Below are 17,776 nucleotides of genomic sequence, written 5' to 3' on the forward strand. Positions count from 1 at the left end.
CCCCAACTGCTGACGGCAGTGCGAGGTGGCGCCGTCCCGATACGGTCGGTGGTCGAGGAGACGCTGCGCTGGAACCCCCCTTTCGCACTGGCAGTACGCCGCTTTGTCCTCGAAGACGTCAGCATCGGGAACGCTCTCATCCCGGCCGGCAGCCGCGTCTGGGTCTCCATCGCTTCGGCGAACCGGGACGGGCGAGAGTTCGCGTCTCCCGACGTGTTCGACCCGCGCCGTGCACCAACTCACCTGGCGTTCGGCTACGGAGTGCACTACTGCCTTGGCGCCCCGCTCGCACGGATGGAAGCGGAAATCGCCGTACGATCGCTCCTGGACCGATTCCCTGTGCTTGAACTGGCTGTAGCGCCTGACGAGTTGGAGTGGTGGCCGACGTTTTACAAACGGGGACTGCGCAGCCTCCCTGTGGTGACTTACTGATGCGATGAGGGGGTCTCCTGCCCCCCTTCATCGCATAATAACCAAGCTATTCCTTCGTAGCCGAGCCAGCAGTTTCCGACGGGCCACCTGCACCATCGAGCGCCTGCCTCGTTACCGGTTCAGGATCCGGGCGGAGAGCAGGTTCGGATCGGTGGCGGTGAAGTAGGCGGCGTTCGCGATGTACACCGTGTCGCCGCGGCGGGCAAGGGAGGTGGGGTTCTGCAGTCCGTCGTCGGCGGTGAGGACCACGGTGTGCGAGCCGTCGGTGCGGACGAGTTCGACCTCGTTGCCCTGGTTGTTGGTGACCAGGACGTCATCGTCGTCGCCGGTGAAGGCGAAGTCGTCCACCGTGCCCAGACCGGTGGCGACGGTGCGGACCGCGCCGGGCCCGCCGTGGCAGCCGATCGGGATGCGCAGCAGTGTTCCCCGGTCCATGTTGGTGACCCAGACCGCGTCGTCGCGGATCTTCAGCCCGTTGGCACCGAAGTTGCCGGGGCTGGCTGCAAGATCAGGGGATTCCTGCCAGACGGTCGCTGCTCCGCCGGTGAGCGGGATGCGCCAGACGGCGCCGAGGGCGGAGTCGCTCGCGTAGAGGAATCCGTGGTGCAGGGCCAGGCCGTTGGGGACGCTTGTGCCGGGCATGGCGGCCACCCGGCTCGGGCTGCCGCCGGGCGGGATCCGCCACAGCCCGGTGAGGACGTCGGTGCCCGCCGAGTACAGGACGTACAGGGTGCCGTCCGGGAGACGGACGACGCCGCCGACGAAGGCGCGGCCAGTGAGCGGCGCACTGGTCCCGTCCGGCGGGGCGGGGAGAGTGGCCAGGACGTCCAGGCCGCCGTCCGGGGTGAGCCGGTCGATCTGGTGGGAGAAGGACATGGTCAGGTCGATGGAGCCGTCCGGCTCGATGGTCAGGTTCTCCGGCTGCCGGCCGGCCGCCAGGTCGAGGTGTCTGACCACCCGGACGTCGTCGAGCGGTGGAGTGGCCGCGGACGCCGGTACGGCGAGGCCCGCGACGGCGGCGGTCAGTGCCGCAGCGAGGATCGAAGTCCTGCCGATGTTGTGCACGGGGTTGTCTCCTTGGTCGTCCCGCGCCCAGGGCGATGCGGGAAGTAATGAGGTGAGGTGGTCGGCGCGTGTCGGCACGGCAGTACCGACGCCCGCCGGGCCCCGGTTCGGACGGCATCCCACCCAGTGGGGCCGGTAAGTTCTCAGCGCTTGCCGTGGGCTTCGACCGAGAGCGGCTCCCAGCTGCGCCAGGTCTCCAGCCGCGTCCGGTACTCGGCGGTCGCGGTGGCGAGTGGTCCGTCACCGAGGAAGACCCGCAGCGGCGGCTCGGCCTCGTCGACGGGCCGGAGCACGGCGGCCCGGGTGGCGGCCGGGTCGCCGAGCGTCCCGTGGCGCCGCCGCCTGGCCTGCTGAACGTGCGTCAGGAGCTCGGTGTACGCCGGGTGGGGCGTCGCGGTGCGCGCGGACGGGCCGCCGAAGCCGGTGGCGTACGCGGCGGGTTCGACCAGCGTGACCTTGATGCCGAACAGTGCGACTTCCTGAGCCAGCGACTGGCTGAGGCCTTCCAGGGCCCATTTCGAGGCGGCGTACATGCCGGTGTTGGGGAAGGCGCAGACGCCGCTGATCGAGCTGACCTGCAGGATGTGTCCCGAGCCCTGCGCGCGCAGGAGGGGCAGCGCGGCCTGCGTCACCCAGAGCGCGCCGAACAGATTGGTGTCCACCTGGGCGCGTGCCTCGGACTCGCTGATCTCCTCGATCATGCCGAACTGCCCGTACCCGGCGTTGTTGACGATGACGTCGAGCCGGCCGAAGTGCTCGTGCGCCGCCCGCACGGCCGCGAAAGCAGCGGCGCGGTCGATGACGTCGAGCCGCTGCGGGAGGACCAGGTCGCCGTACGCCGCGACGAGGTCGGCGAGTGCGGCGGTGTCCCGAGCCGTCGCGGCCACCCGGTCGCCGCGTTCGAGGGCGGCGGTCGCCCACTCGCGCCCGAAGCCCCTTGCGGCGCCGGTGATGAACCAGATCTTGCTCATGTGTGCTCCAGTTACAGGTGGAGTGCCGGCTCGGGCAGGCCTGCGCCGGTGTCTGGCGGCGCGGATGAATGGCGGCGGTGGGCGGGGCCGGCCGGCCTCGGCGTGTCAGGCGACATCCGCCATGTGCGCGGCCTCGGCCGCCCGTACGGCGTCCGCCGACGCCTGGGTGCGCGCCGTCCACTGGCCGTGGGCCCACATCAGCAGGCCGGCCAGCGGCAGCACCGTCCCGAAGGCACAGACGCCGGACCATCCGTAGGCGGTGTGCAGTGCGCCGGCGACGGCGGAGGAGGTGGCGCCGCCGACGAAGACGGTAGTCATGAAGACGGTGTTGATCCGGGCTCGGGCATCGGCGCGCAGGGCGTAGATCTCGGCCTGGCTCAGCACCTGGTGGCACTGCACGGCGAAGTCCAGCAGCACCGCGGCAACGGCGAGCAGCGGCACGCTGCCGTGCCCGAGCGCGGCGAGCACGAACGCGCACGAGGCGAGCAGCAGCGCGACGCCGCTGGCGGTTCGGCCGTGCCCACGATCGGCGATCCGCCCGGCGACCGGCGCGGCGGCAGCACCGCCGGCACCGACCAGCGCGAACAGGGCGATCTGGACCTGGCCGAAGTGGTGCTCGTCGATGAGCTCGTAGGCGATGGTCGTCCAGAACGTGGTGAACGCGCCGAACATCGTCGCCTGGCACAGGGCCCGTCGACGCAGCACGGGCTCGCTGCGCACCAGCCCGCCCAGGCTGGCCAACAGCGCGACGTAGCCGGCCGCGTGGTCCGGAGCGCGCTGCGGCAGCAGCCGGCGCAGGACGACGGCGAGGGCGAGCATCACGACCGCGGAGATCACGTAGATCGCACGCCAGCCGAGCAGGTCAGCGACCAGGCTCGACACCGTCCGCGCGAGCAGGATGCCGGTCAGCAGACCGCTCATGACCCGGCCGACGACCTTGCCACGCTGGTCGGCCGGGGCCAGGTGAGCCGCCAACGGCACGAGGACCTGCGCGACCACGGACGTGGTCCCCACCAGCACCGAGACGGCGAGGAACATCCCGAACACCGGGCTCGCTGCGGCGAGCAGCAGCGCGGTCGCCGTCACGAGCAGCGTCCGCGTCGCGAGCCTGCGGTTCTCGACCAGGTCGCCGAGCGGCAGCACGAACAGCAGGCCGAGGGCGTACCCGGTCTGGGTCAGTGTCACCACGGTCGCGGCCGCGCCCTGGCTGACGTCGAAGGAGCGGGCGACGAGGTCGAGCAGCGGCTGCGCGTAGTAGAGGTTGGCGACGGTCAGCCCGCAGGCCACCGCCAGTACCAGGGTCAGTGCGGGATTCATCCGCCGCGGTGCGGCCTTCTCGGGCACACCCACCGACTGACGCATATCTGTTCACCTTCCGGACGTTGTTCCGGAAGCAACGCTAGGAAGGCGGCGGCCGACGAAGAAGGGTGTGTTGCACCCCCTCCCAGCCAGGGTGCGACACACCCAGGCTCTCCCCCTGAAGGCGGCGGTACCGTTGCGGGTATGACGAGGGCAAACGAGCTCGGCACCTTCCTGCGCGCCCGTCGCGACCTGGTCTCGCCGGAGCGGGCGGGCCTGCCGTCGCACACCTCCCGCCGGGTCAAGGGCCTGCGACGGGAGGAGGTCGCGCTGCTCGCCGGGGTCAGCACCGACTACTACACCCGCCTCGAGCAGGGCCGCGAACGGCATCCCTCGGAGCAGGTGCTCGGTGCCGTCGCCCGCGCCCTGCACCTCGACGACGACGCCGCCGCGCACCTGTTCCGGCTGGCCCAGCCCGCGCCGCGAACCGCCGCCGGCCCGGTGACCACCGTCAGCCCCGAGCTGCGGCGGCTGATGGACCACTTCCTGGACCTGCCGGCCTGCGTCGTCGGCCCGGCACTGGACATCCTGGCCGCCAACCGCTCCGCCGGGCAGCTCTACAGCGGCTTCGCCCGGATGGACAACCAGCTGCGAATGCTGTTCCTCGACCCGGCCGGCCGCCGGTTCTACCTGGACTGGGACCGCGCCGCCCGCGGCCTGGTCAGCAGCCTACGCGCGCAGACTGCCCCCTTTCCTGATGACCCGCGCGTCGCCCAGGTCATCGGTGAACTCTCGTTGCGCAGTCCGGCCTTCGCCGACCTGTGGGCCCGGTACGACGTCCGGCCGTGCACCAGCGACGACAAACCGCTGTGGCACCCGCAGGTCGGCGAGATGTACCTGCACTACGAGTCGTTCACCGTCGCCAGCGCCCCCGGCCAGCGACTGCTGGTCTACTCGGCTGAACCCGGCACCCCCAGCGCCGACGCCCTCGTCCTGCTGCGCGCTCTCGCCGACGACCCCCGCCCCGGCCGGCCCGCACGAGCGGCAGCCAAGGCATCCACCGCGCGCACAACCTGATGACGGGGGCAGGCTCCTCGCCTGAACAACCTTGACCGCGCAGACAGCCGCGTGATGCGAGCGAGAGGCGGGCAAGGTGTCGTCATGAGTCCTCGCGCGAGCCGTGGATCAGGCGGGCGCCGCGGAAGCACGGTCGGCGCGGCAACGCCGGCTCGACGTGTCCGTGGTCCGACGACGAGTCACTGGCATCTTGCGGCAGACAACGGCCTGGCGATGCGCGAGCTGCCCGGCCCGGCAAGCCGGACGTGGGTGCCCCCGAGCGGGCCGAAACCTCCACTTTGCGTCGTCGGACGGCTGCACCAGCAGCAGCCTCTGCGACTCTGCTGCCTCGGAGACTGAGGGCGGCGTAGGACCCGGTGCGACAGTTCCCTCCAGCTCACCCCATTCAGCCTGACCTCCCGTCCGACAGAGAAGGGGCATCGCGCGCCACGGGTGCGAGGAGGTGGCGTGGCTTGGATGGCGGCTTCTTGTGTCTGTGTCAGCTGGTGTTCAGCGTGGAGATGATCGTGTCGCGGAGCCAGCGGTGGCCGGTGTCGTCGTCCAGGCGGGGGTGCCAGGACATCGCGTAGCTCATCGGGCCGATTTCGTCCGGTGCCGGGATGACGGTGGTGACGCCCGGGGCCGCGTGCTGGATGGCGAACCTCGTCGGCAGGGTCGCCACCAACTGGGTTCCCGGGACCGCGCTGGCGGCCGCCGCGTGGTAGGGCACGGTCACGCTCGCTCGCCTCGGTCTGCCCAGTGATTCGAGGCGCCGGTCGACGTGTCCTTGCCGCCCGTCAGTGACGTCGACGACGATGTGGGCGCAGTTCAGGTAATCCTCCAGCGACATGACGGAGCTCTGTGCGAGCGGGTGGTGGCTGGAGATCAGGCAGGAGTATCCCTCGTCGAACAGCACGTGCGAGCGCAGTGGCGGTGGCGGTGTGCCGCCGTGGATCAGCAGGTCCACGATGCCGTGTTCGGCGTCGGCGAACACGGCATGGTGCCAACGGGAGAAGAGCACCGTGGAGGCGGGCGATTGCTCGAACACCCTCCCGAGCAGCGCCCCGCTGAGCACTGAGACGGTGTAGTCGGTTCCAGCCAGCCGGAATGCGCGTGCCGCTGTCGCCGGGTCGAAAGCCTCTCCGGAAAAGACGTGCTCCAGGCGTGGGAGTGCGTGCTGCAACTCGGCCTGGATGCGCTCGGCCCGCGGGGTGAGCCGGTATCCGCCGGGACCGCGCACGAGCAGCTCGTCGCCGAGGGTGGCGCGCAGGCGTTGCAGTGCCCGGCTCATCGATGGCTGGCTCATGTGCAGCCGGGCCGCCGCGCGGGAGACGTGCCGTTCTTCGAGCAGCGCGTGCAGCGGGGCCAGGAGGTTCAGGTCGACCGATTCCATGCGTGGCACGCATACAGTGTATGCAGGATATGGCATTGCCGCATATCTCCTGGCCAAGGACGCTGGGTGCATGAGTAGAGAACAGCGCGAGGCGCTCGACACCCTGTTCCGTACCGGCCCGCTGGAGATCGGCGGCGACCATCTGCGGCAGCGGGAGGTTTTCACCCGGATGCTCACCTCTCGCCCGCTGCCCGACGACGTGGTCCTCACCCCCGGCAGCCTCGGCGGCGTCCCGGTGCTGGAGATCGGCATCGATGGCGCCGCCCCGATAGGCACTCTGCTTTGGTTCCACGGCGGCTTCTACGTCTTCGGCTCGGCCCGTACGTCGGCCGCTCTCGCCTCAAACGTCGCCCGGCTGACCGGCATGAAGGTCATTTCGGTCGACTACCGGCTCGCACCCGAACACCCCTACCCGGCCGCACTGGACGACGCCCTGGCCGCCTATCGCGCCGTGCTCGACAAGACCCGGGACACCGGTCCTGCGGGTGTCGCCGTGGTGGGTGAGTCCGCCGGGGCGGGTCTGGCCGCGGCACTGCTGGTGTCCGCCCGTGAGCACGGCCTCCCGATGCCGGCCGCGGGCATCCTGTTCTCGCCGTACGCGGACCTGACGCTGACCGGGGCGAGCATGACGACCAAGACCGCGGTCGACCCCTCGTTCAGCCCTGAGGCCATCGCCGTGCGAGCCAAGGACTACGTGGGCGCAGCCGACGCTTCGGATCCGCTGATCAGTCCCGTGTTCGCCGACTTGCGCGGCCTGCCGCCGCTGCTGATCCAGGCCGGGTCGAACGAGCTGCTGCTCGACGACGCGATCAGGCTCGCAGCGCGCGCCGCTGCGGACGACGTCGCCGTCACCCTCGAGGTCACTCCCGGTGTCCCGCACCTGTTCCAGGCATTCGCCGCGATGCTGGAGGAAGGCGAGGCCGCGCTGCGGAGGGTGAGCGGCTTCCTGGCTGCGGCGTTCATCTCCGGGGCTTCGCGATGACCGCGACGATGCGTGCGGTGCGGTTCGACCGTTACGGCGGTCGGGACGTGCTCTACCTTGCCGACGTCGCCGTGCCCACAGCGGGTCCGGGCCAGGTGCTGGTCAAGGTCAAAGCGGCCGGGATCAACCCCGGTGAGGCCGCGATCCGTTCCGGTGTGCTGGCCGAACGCTTCCCTGCGACGTTTCCCTCCGGCCAGGGAAGCGACTTCGCGGGCGTGGTGGCCGGTACCGGCGCCGAGGTGCTCGGCTGGACGTGGGACCGGGCGAGCCACGCCGAGTACGTTCTCGTACCCGAGACCCAGGTGGTGACCAAGCCGACCGGTCTCGGCTGGGCGGCCGCCGGGTCGCTGTACGTCGCGGGCGCCACCGCGTTCGCCGCCACGAAAGCGGTCGGCGTCAGCGAGGGCGAGGTGGTGGCCGTATCGGCCGCGGCCGGCGGCGTGGGCAGCATCGCCGTCCAGCTGCTGCGCCACGCCGGCGCCACGGTGCTCGCCATCGCGTCCGAGGCCAACCACGCCTGGTTGGCGGGCAAGGGCACGATCCCCATCGCCTACGGCTCCGATCTGCGCCGTGAGTTGGAGGCGTTCCGCATCGACGCGTTCATCGACCTGCACGGCCCGGCGTACCTCGACCTGGCGGTGCAGCTCGGCATCCCGCCGTCGCGCATCAACACGGTCATCGCCTTCGACAAGGCCGCCGAGATCGGCGCCCGCACCGACGGCAGCATGGCCGGCACCAGCCGAGAGGTCCTCACCCACCTGGCCGATCTCGCCGCGACCGGCCGACTGGAACTCCCGATCGCCGCGACGTTCCCGCTCGCTGACGTCCGGCGCGCCTTCCAGCTCGTCGAAGCGCGCCACACCCATGGAAAGGTCGTCCTGCTGCCATGACCGTCACCACCACCCGCTGGTGCTCCGACCGCGCCGAAGACCGATTCACGGTCGAGAACCCCGCCACCGGCGACGTGATCACCACGATCCAGGGAGGCGGCGTCCCCGAGCTCGACGCCGCCGTGCAGGCCGCCCACCGCGCGTTCACCCGGGACTGGAGGTGGCGTGCCCCCTCCGAACGTGCCGAGCTCCTCCTGCGCGCTGCGGAAGTCCTGGCCGCCCAGGCCGACGAGCTCGCCGAGCTTGTGTCACGGGAAAACGGCAAGCCGGTCGCCGACGCGCGCTTGCACGATGTCGGCTTCCTGATCGGGGTGTTCCAGTTCTTCGGGGCGCTGGCCGACAAGCTGCCCGGCGAGTTCTACGACACCGGGAACATCTACGCTTCCACCGTGCGCGAGCCGCTGGGCGTGGTCGGCGGGATCATCCCGTTCAACTGGCCGCCGATCCACACCGGCGGGAAGATCGCCCCGGCACTCGCGGCAGGCACACCGTCGTCCTCAAACCCGGCGAGCAGGCCCCGCTGAGCGTGATGCGCATCGTGGACCTGCTCAACACCGTACTGCCACCGGATGTCCTGCATGTCGTACCGGGTACGGGCCCTGTCGCCGGGCAGGCGCTGGTCGCGCACCCGCTGGTGCGGATGGTCTCGTTCACCGGCTCGACCGCCACCGGCAGAGCGGTCGCGCGCGCGGCCGCCGACCGGGTGGCCCCGGCGCTGCTGGAGCTCGGCGGGAAGAACGCGTTCATCGTCTTCCCCGACGCCGACCTGGAGCTCGCGGCGCGTGACGCGCTCGACGGCGGGTTCTACAACAAGGGCGAGGCGTGCACCGCGGCGTCCCGGGTCCTGGTGCACCGGGACGTACACGACGAGTTCGTCGCCCGCTTGGCCGCCGGGGTCGGCGCGCTGCGCACAGGCCCCGGCGCGGACCCGGCCACGCACGTCGGACCGGTGGTCTCCCGAGCGCAGCGGCAGCGGGTACTGGACTACATCCGCATCGGCCAGGCCGAAGGCGCCACGGTCGCAGCCCAAGGCGCCCTGCCCGCCGACCCGGCACTGGCGCAGGGGTTCTTCGTCCCGCCGACACTGTTCACCGGGGTGACCCGGAACATGCGCATCGCGGCCGAGGAGATCTTCGGCCCGGTGGTCACGGTCACCGCGTTCTCCTCGGAGGACGAGGCCGTCGAGATCGCCAACGAATCGGACTACGGGCTGTTGGCCGGGGTCTACAGCCGCGACAGCGCGACCGCGTTCCGGGTGGCCAGGCGGCTGGACGTCGGGATGGTGTTCGTCAACAACTACTTCCGCGGCGTCCTCGGCACCCCCTTCGGAGGCACCAAGCACAGCGGCTACGGGCGCGAGCACGCCATCGACACATTGCGCGAATTCACCTACCCGAAGATGATCCGCTTCCCCACGGGCTTGGCCCCCATCCCACAGTGGCGCGCCGTCACTGACATTTACACTCCCTGAGCTTCAAAGACCGTCACCCGGGACGCCGCCGGTAGCAGCACGCATGTGTCGCCGTGGCGCGTGGCCGTCTCGTCACGACAGGAGCGCGGCAGAGCCATCACTGGCGACGGACCTCACCCTTCACCTTGCGGCATCACACTGAGGGTGGCGCAGTGCGGGAAACCGTCTGACGATCCATGCGGCTCAGTGCCCGCTGGAGGATCTCCGCGAGCCGGTTCAGCTCCTCTGGTTCGCAGCAGGCGAAGGGACTTTCGTCGAGCGTCGCGCGGATGACGCGCTCGCGTGCGCGCCGTCACCCCGGGGCGCCGGCCGGTGATGGAGATCGCCGGGGTGCCGCGAGAGCTGATCCGTTGGACCTCCCGGCGCAGCGACCGGATCGCCGCCTGCCTGGCCGGGCTGGAGCACGAGTACGTCACCGCCGTCGACGACGACGGCGAGCCGAAGTTCCTGCCCGTGGTCTCCGAGCGGGCCCGCGCCAGGCTGAACCGGATCGCCGCGAAGATGACGCGCCCGCCGAAGCAGAAGGCCCGGCCCCTCGCCAAGCTGCGCAAGGAGTGGAAGGAGAGCGCGATCCGCACCTCCGGGGTAGCCGTCGACATCATCAACTCCCTCGTCGAGCACGCCCGCGCCGCGGCCGCGGCGATCCGGACCCGGGTCGCCGCCGTGGTCGATGTCGCCCTGGCGGCCGTCGACGTCACCGTGGCGGTGTTCGTGATGAACGACGGCGGCACTTCCACCGCCGACATCTGCTCGCCGAAGCCCGCCGCGGCCTCGCTCTCGTCCTGCGCGGCTGCCGCCGCGACCCCCGTCTGGACGACCAGATCGTGGCCGCTGCCATGTCGAGAAGACCAGGTACAGCTGGTCGGTGACGGGCGCGACGGTGCGCAGCAGGCGCAGGTGCTCCGCGGCGATCGGTTGGCGTTCGCGCGTGGGGGTGTCGTCGAAGATTCCGGGCCGAGACCGGGACGCGAAGTTCCCGGCACTCTTCGACCAGATCCTGGGCGAGGCCGGCATCCAGGTCGTGCTCACCGGCGACCGGATGCCGCGCATGAACGCCATCATGGAGCGCTGGGTCCAGACCTGCCGCCACGAACTCCTGGACCGCACCCTCACCTGGAACGAGCGCCACCTGCGCCACGCCCTCCGCCAGTTCGAGCAGCACCACAACACCCACCGGCCCCATCAAGCAATGAACCAGGCCGCACCACTGCGCGCTGTCCCCGAACCAATCACCGATATCGGACGGATCTCCCGTCTGGACATACGCCGCCGGAACCGGCTCTCCGGAGTGATCCACGAGTACCGACACGCCGCCTGACCTGGTCGGACGAAATATTCGGCAGCCGCAGGGCCGGCACCGTCCGCCGCGAGTGCACCGACCGCCTGCTCATCATGAACGAACGGCATCTGCGCACCGACCCGAAGACCTACACCGACCCCTACAACCGGCACCGCCCCCACCGGTCCCCACACCAACGATCTCCCCAAGCCTCGGAGACCAGCCAGACGGCACCTGTCATCCCCTTCGGTGGCCGCGTCCGCCGCACTCGACTACTCGGCGGCCCCATCAACGAGCACCAGCAAGCAGCCTGACAGCAGGAACACAAACGGCCGGATCATCAGCCCGAACCAGGGTTTTCACGCGGGTCACCCATACCGCTGCCCGGGAACCCGAGTGCCCCGGTTATCCGGATTTACCGACAGAGATCATGTTCATCTCGGTGAATTCACTCGGTATTACGCTGTCGTGAGCCATGACTTCTGAATCCACCGCAGCTCCCGACACCGACTGGTTTCGGGTGGCAATTCGAGCAGGCTTCGGCATCTCACCGGCAGAAGCGGACGCGGATTTCGCGGAGTTGCCGGGCTGCCGCGCCGCGGTCTGATTCCGGCCAGTTCCACACACTTCTTCCGGTCGGTTCCGCGTCCACTCTCCCTCCTCGGCGCCGAACACACGCGTGGCAGGCCGGCCTGTGGGGCGAAGGCACGCGAGTGGCGGCGAGGTCGTGCCTATCCTTTGGTTGACGGGTGAAGATTGTGTATTAGGGTGAATGCGGTCCTGTCGATCGCCACCGAACGGCAGGACATCCCAGGGAGTTCCGCCCCGTCCGTTCCCAAGTTACCTGTGTACCAGTCAAGTTGATCCCTGGCGTCGTATCGAGACGGCGCCACAGCCGAATGGCGGACCCTTTCTGGGTGCTGGATGGGTATCCGCCGCGGAACCCCGTGCCGGTCATCGGCCTGTACCCGGCAACCGCGACCGGATGTGCACCGGTCGCGGCAGTCTCCGCTCCCCACTGCTCTGACACTGATTTTCCCTCATGGTGATGACGATTCAATCTGAAGCGGGAGGCGCCCGGTGATATTCTCCCGTGCGTCGCGAGGACGCCGTGACGCACCGGATGCCACGGCGCAGTCACCGGAATCAGCAGCGCCTCCTTCCACTCCCTCGCCCCCGGCGCCGAGTCCGCTGCCGGACCTCGTGCCGCTGACTGCTGAGGAAATCGCCCTGATGCGCGCGAGTGTGGCCGTGGTCGGCGCGTACGCAGCGGACATGACGGTGTATTTCTACGCCATTCTGTTCGCACGCTACCCCGAGGTGCGCGGGCTCTTCCCGCACAACCTGGACGTCCAGCGCGACCGGTTGCTGCGCGGGCTGCTGCAGATCGTCGACCTCGTCGACGACCCGGAGAACCTGATCCGGTTCTGCGGCCGGCTCGGTCGCGACCACCGCAAGTTCGGGGCGCTGAACGGCCACTACCCCGCGGTGGGCGAGTGCCTGCTCGCATCCCTGGCCCGCTACGCCGGCCCGGCGTGGAGTCCGGAGCTGGCCGCCGCATGGACGCACGGATACGGCGTCGTCGCGCAGGTGATGATGCACGCCGCGGGGGAGGACGCCCGCACGGCGCCCGCGGTGTGGGAGGCGGAGATCATCCACCACCTGCACCGCGGCCATGGCATCGCGGAAATCACCGTGCGGCCCGACGCGCCCTACCCGTACACGGCAGGCCAGTACGCGAGCGTGGAGACGCCCTGGCACCCCAAGACGTGGCGCTACTACTCGCCCGCGCACGCGCCGCGACCGGACAACACCGTGACCTTCCACGTGCGTGCGGTCGCCCAGGGCCAGGTCAGCCAAGGCCTGGTCTACAGCGCCAAGCCCGGGGACGTGGTGCGGCTCGGACCCACTCAGGGCGACATGACGCTCGACCCGCGCAGCGACCGGGATCTGGTGTGCGTGGCCGGCGGGACCGGCATGGCCCCCATCAAGGCCCTGGTCGAGGACGCGGCCCGCACCGGGACAGAGCGCTACGTCGACGTCTTCGTCGGCGCTCGGACCGCCGAGGAGCTCTACGGCCTGGACGACATGCTCAGGATGTCCCAGCGGCACCACTGGCTCTCTGTGCGGGCCGCGGTGTCGCACGAGCGTATTGCGGGGCTGGAGGGTAGCCTGCCGCGGGTGCTGAACGAGTTCGGGCCGTGGTACCGGCACGAGGCGTTCCTCTCCGGCCCGGTGGACATGGTCACGCAGGCCAGCGCCACCCTGGCCCGGCAGGGCATCCCGCAGGAGCGGATCCATTTCGACCCCTTCGACGTGCCCGCACTCGAGGCCGCGTTACTGCCCCGGAAATTGCGGGAACCGCCCGAGGACTGAGCGTCCGGCCGACCCGGCCCCGGCCGTGCAACCACTCGCTTGCCGCGCCCGCCTGCCGGACTCGGCATCGCCCCGTCCGCTCCCGGCCGTGCGGCCGCCGTACCACCGCCGGCGCGCCGGGCTCGTGTGAGCACCAGATCCCGAGCAGGAGAGAATCCGATGCAACTCCCCCCTTCGTCCGACCCGGCTCCGCGCCGACCGTCGGCGCACGAGGCCGTCCTGGCGGCCGCCGAGGTGTTCATCCGGCAGTACGCCGCCGAGAACCCGGGCGACGGCGACCCGCGTCGGCGGCTCGCGGAGGTCACCGCGGAGGTGGAGCGCTTCGGCACGTACGAACACACTGCGGCGGAGGTGGCGTACGGCGCGCGGGTGGCCTGGCGCAACGCGGCGCGCTGCATAGGCCGGCTCTACTGGAACAATCTGATCGTGCGGGACCTGCGGCACGTCACGCATCCCGACGACATCGCCAGTGAGTGCTTCGAGCATCTGCGGATCGCGACCAACGGAGGCCGTATCCGGCCGGTCATCAGCGTCTTCGCCCCCGATCGCCCCGGCCGTCCCGCCGCCACGCTGCTGGGCGAGCAGTTGGTGCGCTACTCGGACGACCCGCGCAGCGCTCACCGGGTGGCGCTGGCCCGGGACTTGGGCTGGAAAGGCGGTGAAACACCCTTCGAGATACTGCCGTTGCTGGTGCAGCCCGGCTCCGGCCGGACTCCGGAGTTCTACGAGGTGCCCGAGGACGCCGTGCTGGAGGTGCCGTTGACGCATCCGCGCCATCCCGGGTTCGCCGCCCTCGGTCTGCGCTGGTACGCGGTGCCGGCCGTCAGCGACATGTCGCTGGAGATCGGCGGGGTCACGTACCCGGCCGCGCCCTTCAACGGCTGGTACATGGGCACCGAGATCGGCTCGCGCAACCTCGCCGACACCGACCGCTACAACCTGCTGCCCGCCGTCGCCGAGCTGTTCGGCCTCGACACCCGCAACGAGCGCACTCTGTGGCGCGACCGCGCCCTGGTCGAGCTCAACCTGGCGGTCCTGCATTCTTACGAGCAGGCGGGGGTGAGCATGGCCGACCACCACACGGAGTCGCGGCGGTTCCTCGCGCACGTGGACCGCGAGAGGCGGCACGGGCGCCCTGTGCCGACCGACTGGAGCTGGATCGTCCCGCCCCTGTCCGGAGGGGCGACCGCGGTGTTCCACCGCTACTACGACCCCGAGGATCCCGAGCTACGGCCGGCCTTCGTGCACCGGACCGCAGAGGTGCCGCAGGGGTGCCCCTACGGCGCAGCCTGAGAGGGCGCTTGAAGTAGGCAGATTGCCCTTGATGCCCTTGTAGGACTCCGTCAGGTCTGTGTGTCGACCGGGAACCGCAGGTCTGACAGCACTGCGGCTTGCTCTTCTCGATGTGGAAGCGTCGCAGGTAGGCCTGCCAGAGACGGTCGGCGTCCGCCGCGCTGGCGTCGGTGCCCGACCACCACAGCCAGACCGGCTTCGGTGTTGCTCCGCTGGGCAAGTGGTCGATGCCCAGGCGGATCACCGTCCCCTCGACGACCGGGAGGGTGCCGTCGGCGACTGCCCAGGAAGAGCGGTGGGGCAGCCTGGGGTGCAGCCGGTCCCAGGACGCTCGAACGGCCACCTGGACGACCACACCCCCGAGGAACGGGCGTGGATCCGGGCCCCTGCCGTCACCGGCCTTCAGGGTTGTCGATGTCCGCGCGCGGGAGCGTTGGCGGCCTGCCGGGCGAGCTCGACGTTGAACTGTGCACCAGCCAGGAGCGCCAGGTTGGACAGCCACAGCCAGACGAGGAAGACCACGACCCCGGCCAGGGAGCCGTACAGGCGGTGGTAGGTGCTCACATGGGAGGCATAGACGGTGAATCCGAGGGAGGTCGACAGCAGGAGCACGATCGCCAGCCCCCCGCCCGGTGCCATCTTTCGCAGCGGACGCGACGGTGCGGGACCGGAACGGTAGAGCACAAGGACCAGGACGATGGCCACCACGGCCAGAACAGGCCAGCGCAAGGTGTCCCATGCAGCCCGGGGAACGCTGCCCATCTCCAACGCTCGGCCCAGACGTCGTACCAGGCTGCCGCTCAGCAGCAGAGCGAGCGTCGTGGTCAGGAGAAGGACGATCAGCGTGATGGCCGTGACGATGATGCGGGGGGCCGTCCGCCACACCGGCCGGTGCGAGCTGACGTGGTACATGGCGTGCAGAGCGCGGCGAAAGACACTCAGATAGCTGGAGCCCGACCACAGGGCCCCGGCCGCGCCGAAGGAGACCAGCAGCCAGGCTGCCGAGGACTGGCCGGCCATCTGTTCCAGGGCACTGCGCAGCAAGTCGCGGGATGCGGCAGGCGCCACGCGGGTGAGCCGGTCGATCACTTCCGGTTTCGCCGTGGGCATGGTGAGCCCCAGCACCGAAAGAAGCACCAGCAGCACGGGGAACAGGGCCAGGACCGCGTAGTAGGTCAAAGCGGCGGCCCAGTCCGTTACGTCGTCGTTCCAGATCGCCACAGGGGTCCGGCGCAGCGCAGCCCACCACCGGCTGATCCGGCTGCCGGTCTCGCGCAGGGCACGGATGCTCTCGCTACCCACCGGCCACGCCCCCCTTCACCAGCGGCCGACACCGACCGCCCTCTCGTCGCATCCCGGCATCCACCACGGGGTGTGGTGCACTGATGGCCGGCGTCCGCAGGACAGAGGCCGGTTGGCCGGCTGCCTGCCGTCTGCCTCGTTGGTCGCTTCTCCGGGCGGTTCGACGTCCTCGTCCGCCTTGTCCGACATACTCACGGGCCTGTCCCTCCACATCCGTGATCGACGCGCGCCCTTCCCGTTCACCCGCCCTGCATGGCGGCAGGACGTTACGGACCATGGCCGAAGACACCGGTAGGGATCCGGCCCAGGGCATCGGCTCCGAGCGACACCAGTTGTTCTGGGACGGACTTCGCCGGCACCGGTGTCTACGCTACGCTGTGATGTTCCGTAGGGGTGCCCGCTGTTCGCGGCCGCGCCGACGGCTCAGCGCACGTGCACCGTCACCGGGTCGGACGTGCGCCGGCGCACTGGGTGGTGATGACTCGGGCCGGCCAGACCGTACATCACCGCACGGAAGTCCACCGGGCCGCGCACCGCGTTCTTCACGTGCGCGGCGGCCCGCGCCTCCGTGCCGCTGGGGACTACGGCACCGCAGGCCACCTCGCGCCACGCGTGCGCGCCGCTCCGCTGTTGCAGGCACATCCGCAAGTGGCGGACGGCATCGTCGTCCCCGTGCGCCGTGACCGTGAAGGTCTTGCCGACATGCGCTGTGTGCGGCGCCGTGACATCCACCTCACCCTTGGCGTACGCGGGCATCGCGGCCAGAGCCAACGACGCCGTCCCCAGCGCACCGGCCACGGCCAGGCGGCCGCCACGCGCCTTCATCCCGGTCCTTCTCGTCCTGGTCATGGGCTTCCTCCCGTGGACCCCCACTCAAGACGCCTGGGCGCCTTGCTGATCCGCCAGATGAGCCGGCCGACCGCCCGTTGGTGCCCGGCCTGCACTGTTACGGATATACGACATATCCACCCCATCCGGAATTATCCGTGATCAGGCAAAGGCAGCCGCAAGGTGTGACGCCTCATCACCCTGCTGGTCGAGCTGTGGCACCCCCCGCGCAGCCGCCGGGAACCTGTGCGCGCACTTCCGGAGGCCGGCAGATGCGCGGCGAGCGGCGGTGGCCGCTCGCGCGGGGCAGCGCGCAGGAGTCCAGGACGACATGCTCATCCGGCAGACCTCGCAGGAGACCGCCGGGCACATCGGCGCACCCCAACCGACGCTCTTCCCGGGCGCGACCGATTTCGGCTCACGGCGACTGCCCCACCCCGCACACCGGGACACCAGGTGGTCGCCTCTGTGTGAGTCGAGACGGTACCCGCGTGGCACGGCGTCGGATTTCCCGAGGGGGTTGCCTCACCGCGGATCCCCGTTCGGCGGACTGCGCCGTGCGGCCGAGGCGTTTCGCGGCAGCCTGGCTCGAAGTGCCGGCTCCCATCGTCTGCACAGCCTCGGCAAACGTTCCGACCCGGTCGTCAGGCATGTTCCGCGGGACGGCACGCGACCGCCGTACCGTATCCGTAAGGCTGGTTGGCCCCGGCACGGCGACCGGGCGAGGCCAAGAACTCACTGCTCCCCGAACCTGCTACGGAGTCCCATGAGTTCTAGGCGGCGAACGCGTTGACGCCCGTCAGTTCCGCCGAGAGCTCCCACAGCCGAGCCGCCTGTGCCGGATCGATCGCCCAGTCCTTGACGCCGACGCGCTCGTCGCCCTCCGGCGCGACCTCGGCGATGTCGCAGTCCTCCAGATAGACGCCACCGAGCCCGTCGAGTTGCGGCGAGGTCGCCGCCCACACCTGGGTGGCCGCACCCTGCTGCGGGGTCTTGAAGCCCTCGGGGTTGAGCACGTTGCCGTCCTCGTCGATCCAGCCGCGCTCGATCATCTCCTCCTTGGGCAGGTGCCGTTGGAGCGGGGTGATGATGCCGCCGGGGTGCAGGGCGAAGGCCCGGACGCCGGCGTCGCGGCCGAG

The 17,776-nt window shown here is 70.3% G+C and carries 15 protein-coding genes and 4 pseudogenes; 11 read left to right on the forward strand and 8 right to left on the reverse strand.

The annotated features are described in order from the left end of the window. On the forward strand, window positions 1–432 hold a 432-nt coding region (locus ACWC2T_RS43970; protein WP_450675907.1), incomplete at its 5' end, for a cytochrome P450. 111 nt (window positions 433–543) lie between these two features. Here the strand turns inward: ACWC2T_RS43970 and ACWC2T_RS43975 are convergent. The 3 genes from ACWC2T_RS43975 to ACWC2T_RS43985 all read right to left on the reverse strand — a co-directional run bounded on the left by ACWC2T_RS43975 (window position 544) and on the right by ACWC2T_RS43985 (window position 3,830). Continuing rightward, window positions 544–1,497 (reverse strand): hypothetical protein, encoded by a 954-nt coding sequence (locus tag ACWC2T_RS43975; RefSeq protein WP_450675908.1) that lies wholly within the window; start codon window positions 1,495–1,497, stop codon window positions 544–546. 143 nt (window positions 1,498–1,640) lie between these two features. Further along, window positions 1,641–2,468, reverse strand: a complete 828-nt coding sequence (locus tag ACWC2T_RS43980; protein ID WP_450675909.1) for an SDR family NAD(P)-dependent oxidoreductase — start codon at window positions 2,466–2,468, stop codon at window positions 1,641–1,643. A 105-nt stretch (window positions 2,469–2,573) separates the two neighbouring features. After that, window positions 2,574–3,830 carry an MFS transporter gene (locus ACWC2T_RS43985; RefSeq protein WP_450675910.1) on the reverse strand — a complete coding sequence of 419 codons (1,257 nt, stop codon included), beginning with the start codon at window positions 3,828–3,830 and terminating at the stop codon, window positions 2,574–2,576. Between the two features lie 141 nt (window positions 3,831–3,971). Between ACWC2T_RS43985 and ACWC2T_RS43990 the strand changes: the two genes are divergently transcribed. Then, on the forward strand, window positions 3,972–4,844 hold the full coding sequence (locus ACWC2T_RS43990; RefSeq protein ID WP_450675911.1) for a helix-turn-helix transcriptional regulator: 873 nt from the start codon (window positions 3,972–3,974) through the stop codon (window positions 4,842–4,844). A gap of 478 nt (window positions 4,845–5,322) precedes the next feature. On the opposite strand, the gene ACWC2T_RS43995 is transcribed toward ACWC2T_RS43990, so the two are convergent. Next, on the reverse strand, window positions 5,323–6,216 hold the full coding sequence (locus ACWC2T_RS43995) for a LysR family transcriptional regulator (RefSeq protein ID WP_450675919.1): 894 nt from the start codon (window positions 6,214–6,216) through the stop codon (window positions 5,323–5,325). Between the two features lie 70 nt (window positions 6,217–6,286). On the opposite strand from ACWC2T_RS43995, the gene ACWC2T_RS44000 reads away from it, so the two are divergent. The 9 genes and pseudogenes from ACWC2T_RS44000 (at window position 6,287) to ACWC2T_RS44040 (ending at window position 14,507) form a co-directional block, all read left to right on the forward strand. Next, complete coding sequence (locus ACWC2T_RS44000) at window positions 6,287–7,198, forward strand: alpha/beta hydrolase fold domain-containing protein (RefSeq protein ID WP_450675912.1); 912 nt, start codon at window positions 6,287–6,289, stop codon at window positions 7,196–7,198. Further along, window positions 7,195–8,088, forward strand: coding sequence for an NADP-dependent oxidoreductase (locus ACWC2T_RS44005; RefSeq protein WP_450675913.1), 894 nt, complete (start codon window positions 7,195–7,197; stop codon window positions 8,086–8,088). The genes ACWC2T_RS44000 and ACWC2T_RS44005 overlap by 4 nt, the downstream gene beginning before the upstream one ends. After that, window positions 8,085–9,559 (forward strand): annotated as a pseudogene (locus tag ACWC2T_RS44010) (aldehyde dehydrogenase family protein). Before ACWC2T_RS44005 ends, ACWC2T_RS44010 begins: the two are co-directional and overlap by 4 nt. A gap of 315 nt (window positions 9,560–9,874) precedes the next feature. Then, window positions 9,875–10,069, forward strand: a pseudogene (locus ACWC2T_RS44015) (hypothetical protein); the annotation flags it as partial. Between the two features lie 424 nt (window positions 10,070–10,493). Further along, window positions 10,494–10,877: an integrase core domain-containing protein gene (locus ACWC2T_RS44020; RefSeq protein WP_450675914.1), complete on the forward strand. Its 384-nt coding sequence runs from the start codon at window positions 10,494–10,496 to the stop codon at window positions 10,875–10,877. A gap of 74 nt (window positions 10,878–10,951) precedes the next feature. Then, window positions 10,952–11,152 carry a hypothetical protein gene (locus ACWC2T_RS44025; protein WP_450675920.1) on the forward strand — a complete coding sequence of 67 codons (201 nt, stop codon included), beginning with the start codon at window positions 10,952–10,954 and terminating at the stop codon, window positions 11,150–11,152. Window positions 11,153–11,313: 161 nt separating this feature from the next. Next, complete coding sequence (locus tag ACWC2T_RS44030; protein ID WP_385310461.1) at window positions 11,314–11,445, forward strand: hypothetical protein; 132 nt, start codon at window positions 11,314–11,316, stop codon at window positions 11,443–11,445. Window positions 11,446–12,071: 626 nt separating this feature from the next. Then, complete coding sequence (locus ACWC2T_RS44035; RefSeq protein WP_450675915.1) at window positions 12,072–13,214, forward strand: globin domain-containing protein; 1,143 nt, start codon at window positions 12,072–12,074, stop codon at window positions 13,212–13,214. Between the two features lie 159 nt (window positions 13,215–13,373). Next, complete coding sequence (locus ACWC2T_RS44040; protein ID WP_450675916.1) at window positions 13,374–14,507, forward strand: nitric oxide synthase oxygenase; 1,134 nt, start codon at window positions 13,374–13,376, stop codon at window positions 14,505–14,507. 105 nt (window positions 14,508–14,612) lie between these two features. Here ACWC2T_RS44040 and ACWC2T_RS44045 read toward each other — a convergent pair. From ACWC2T_RS44045 to ACWC2T_RS44060, 4 genes and pseudogenes are all read right to left on the reverse strand, one after another. Then, window positions 14,613–14,841: pseudogene (locus ACWC2T_RS44045) on the reverse strand (NF041680 family putative transposase); the annotation flags it as partial. 68 nt (window positions 14,842–14,909) lie between these two features. Beyond that, a complete protein-coding gene (locus tag ACWC2T_RS44050) occupies window positions 14,910–15,809 on the reverse strand; it encodes a YihY/virulence factor BrkB family protein (protein WP_450675917.1) in 900 nt (299 codons plus the stop codon). 423 nt (window positions 15,810–16,232) lie between these two features. Continuing rightward, on the reverse strand, window positions 16,233–16,658 hold the full coding sequence (locus ACWC2T_RS44055) for a hypothetical protein (RefSeq protein ID WP_450675918.1): 426 nt from the start codon (window positions 16,656–16,658) through the stop codon (window positions 16,233–16,235). A 752-nt stretch (window positions 16,659–17,410) separates the two neighbouring features. After that, window positions 17,411–17,776: pseudogene (locus ACWC2T_RS44060) on the reverse strand (oxidoreductase); the annotation flags it as partial.

It is taken from the genome of Streptomyces sp. NPDC001393, assembly GCF_053597455.1.

Excerpts from the sequence above, each read along its gene's own strand:
- ACWC2T_RS43980 (WP_450675909.1), bottom strand. The coding sequence starts at position 2,468 with ATGAGCAAGATCTGGTTCATCACCGGCGCCGCAAGGGGCTTCGGGCGC.
- ACWC2T_RS43985 (WP_450675910.1), bottom strand. The coding sequence starts at position 3,830 with ATGCGTCAGTCGGTGGGTGTGCCCGAGAAGGCCGCACCGCGGCGGATG.
- ACWC2T_RS43990 (WP_450675911.1), top strand. The coding sequence starts at position 3,972 with ATGACGAGGGCAAACGAGCTCGGCACCTTCCTGCGCGCCCGTCGCGAC.
- ACWC2T_RS43995 (WP_450675919.1), bottom strand. The coding sequence starts at position 6,216 with ATGGAATCGGTCGACCTGAACCTCCTGGCCCCGCTGCACGCGCTGCTC.
- ACWC2T_RS44000 (WP_450675912.1), top strand. The coding sequence starts at position 6,287 with ATGAGTAGAGAACAGCGCGAGGCGCTCGACACCCTGTTCCGTACCGGC.
- ACWC2T_RS44005 (WP_450675913.1), top strand. The coding sequence starts at position 7,195 with ATGACCGCGACGATGCGTGCGGTGCGGTTCGACCGTTACGGCGGTCGG.
- ACWC2T_RS44025 (WP_450675920.1), top strand. The coding sequence starts at position 10,952 with ATGAACGAACGGCATCTGCGCACCGACCCGAAGACCTACACCGACCCC.
- ACWC2T_RS44030 (WP_385310461.1), top strand. The coding sequence starts at position 11,314 with ATGACTTCTGAATCCACCGCAGCTCCCGACACCGACTGGTTTCGGGTG.
- ACWC2T_RS44035 (WP_450675915.1), top strand. The coding sequence starts at position 12,072 with ATGCGCGCGAGTGTGGCCGTGGTCGGCGCGTACGCAGCGGACATGACG.
- ACWC2T_RS44040 (WP_450675916.1), top strand. The coding sequence starts at position 13,374 with ATGCAACTCCCCCCTTCGTCCGACCCGGCTCCGCGCCGACCGTCGGCG.
- ACWC2T_RS44055 (WP_450675918.1), bottom strand. The coding sequence starts at position 16,658 with ATGACCAGGACGAGAAGGACCGGGATGAAGGCGCGTGGCGGCCGCCTG.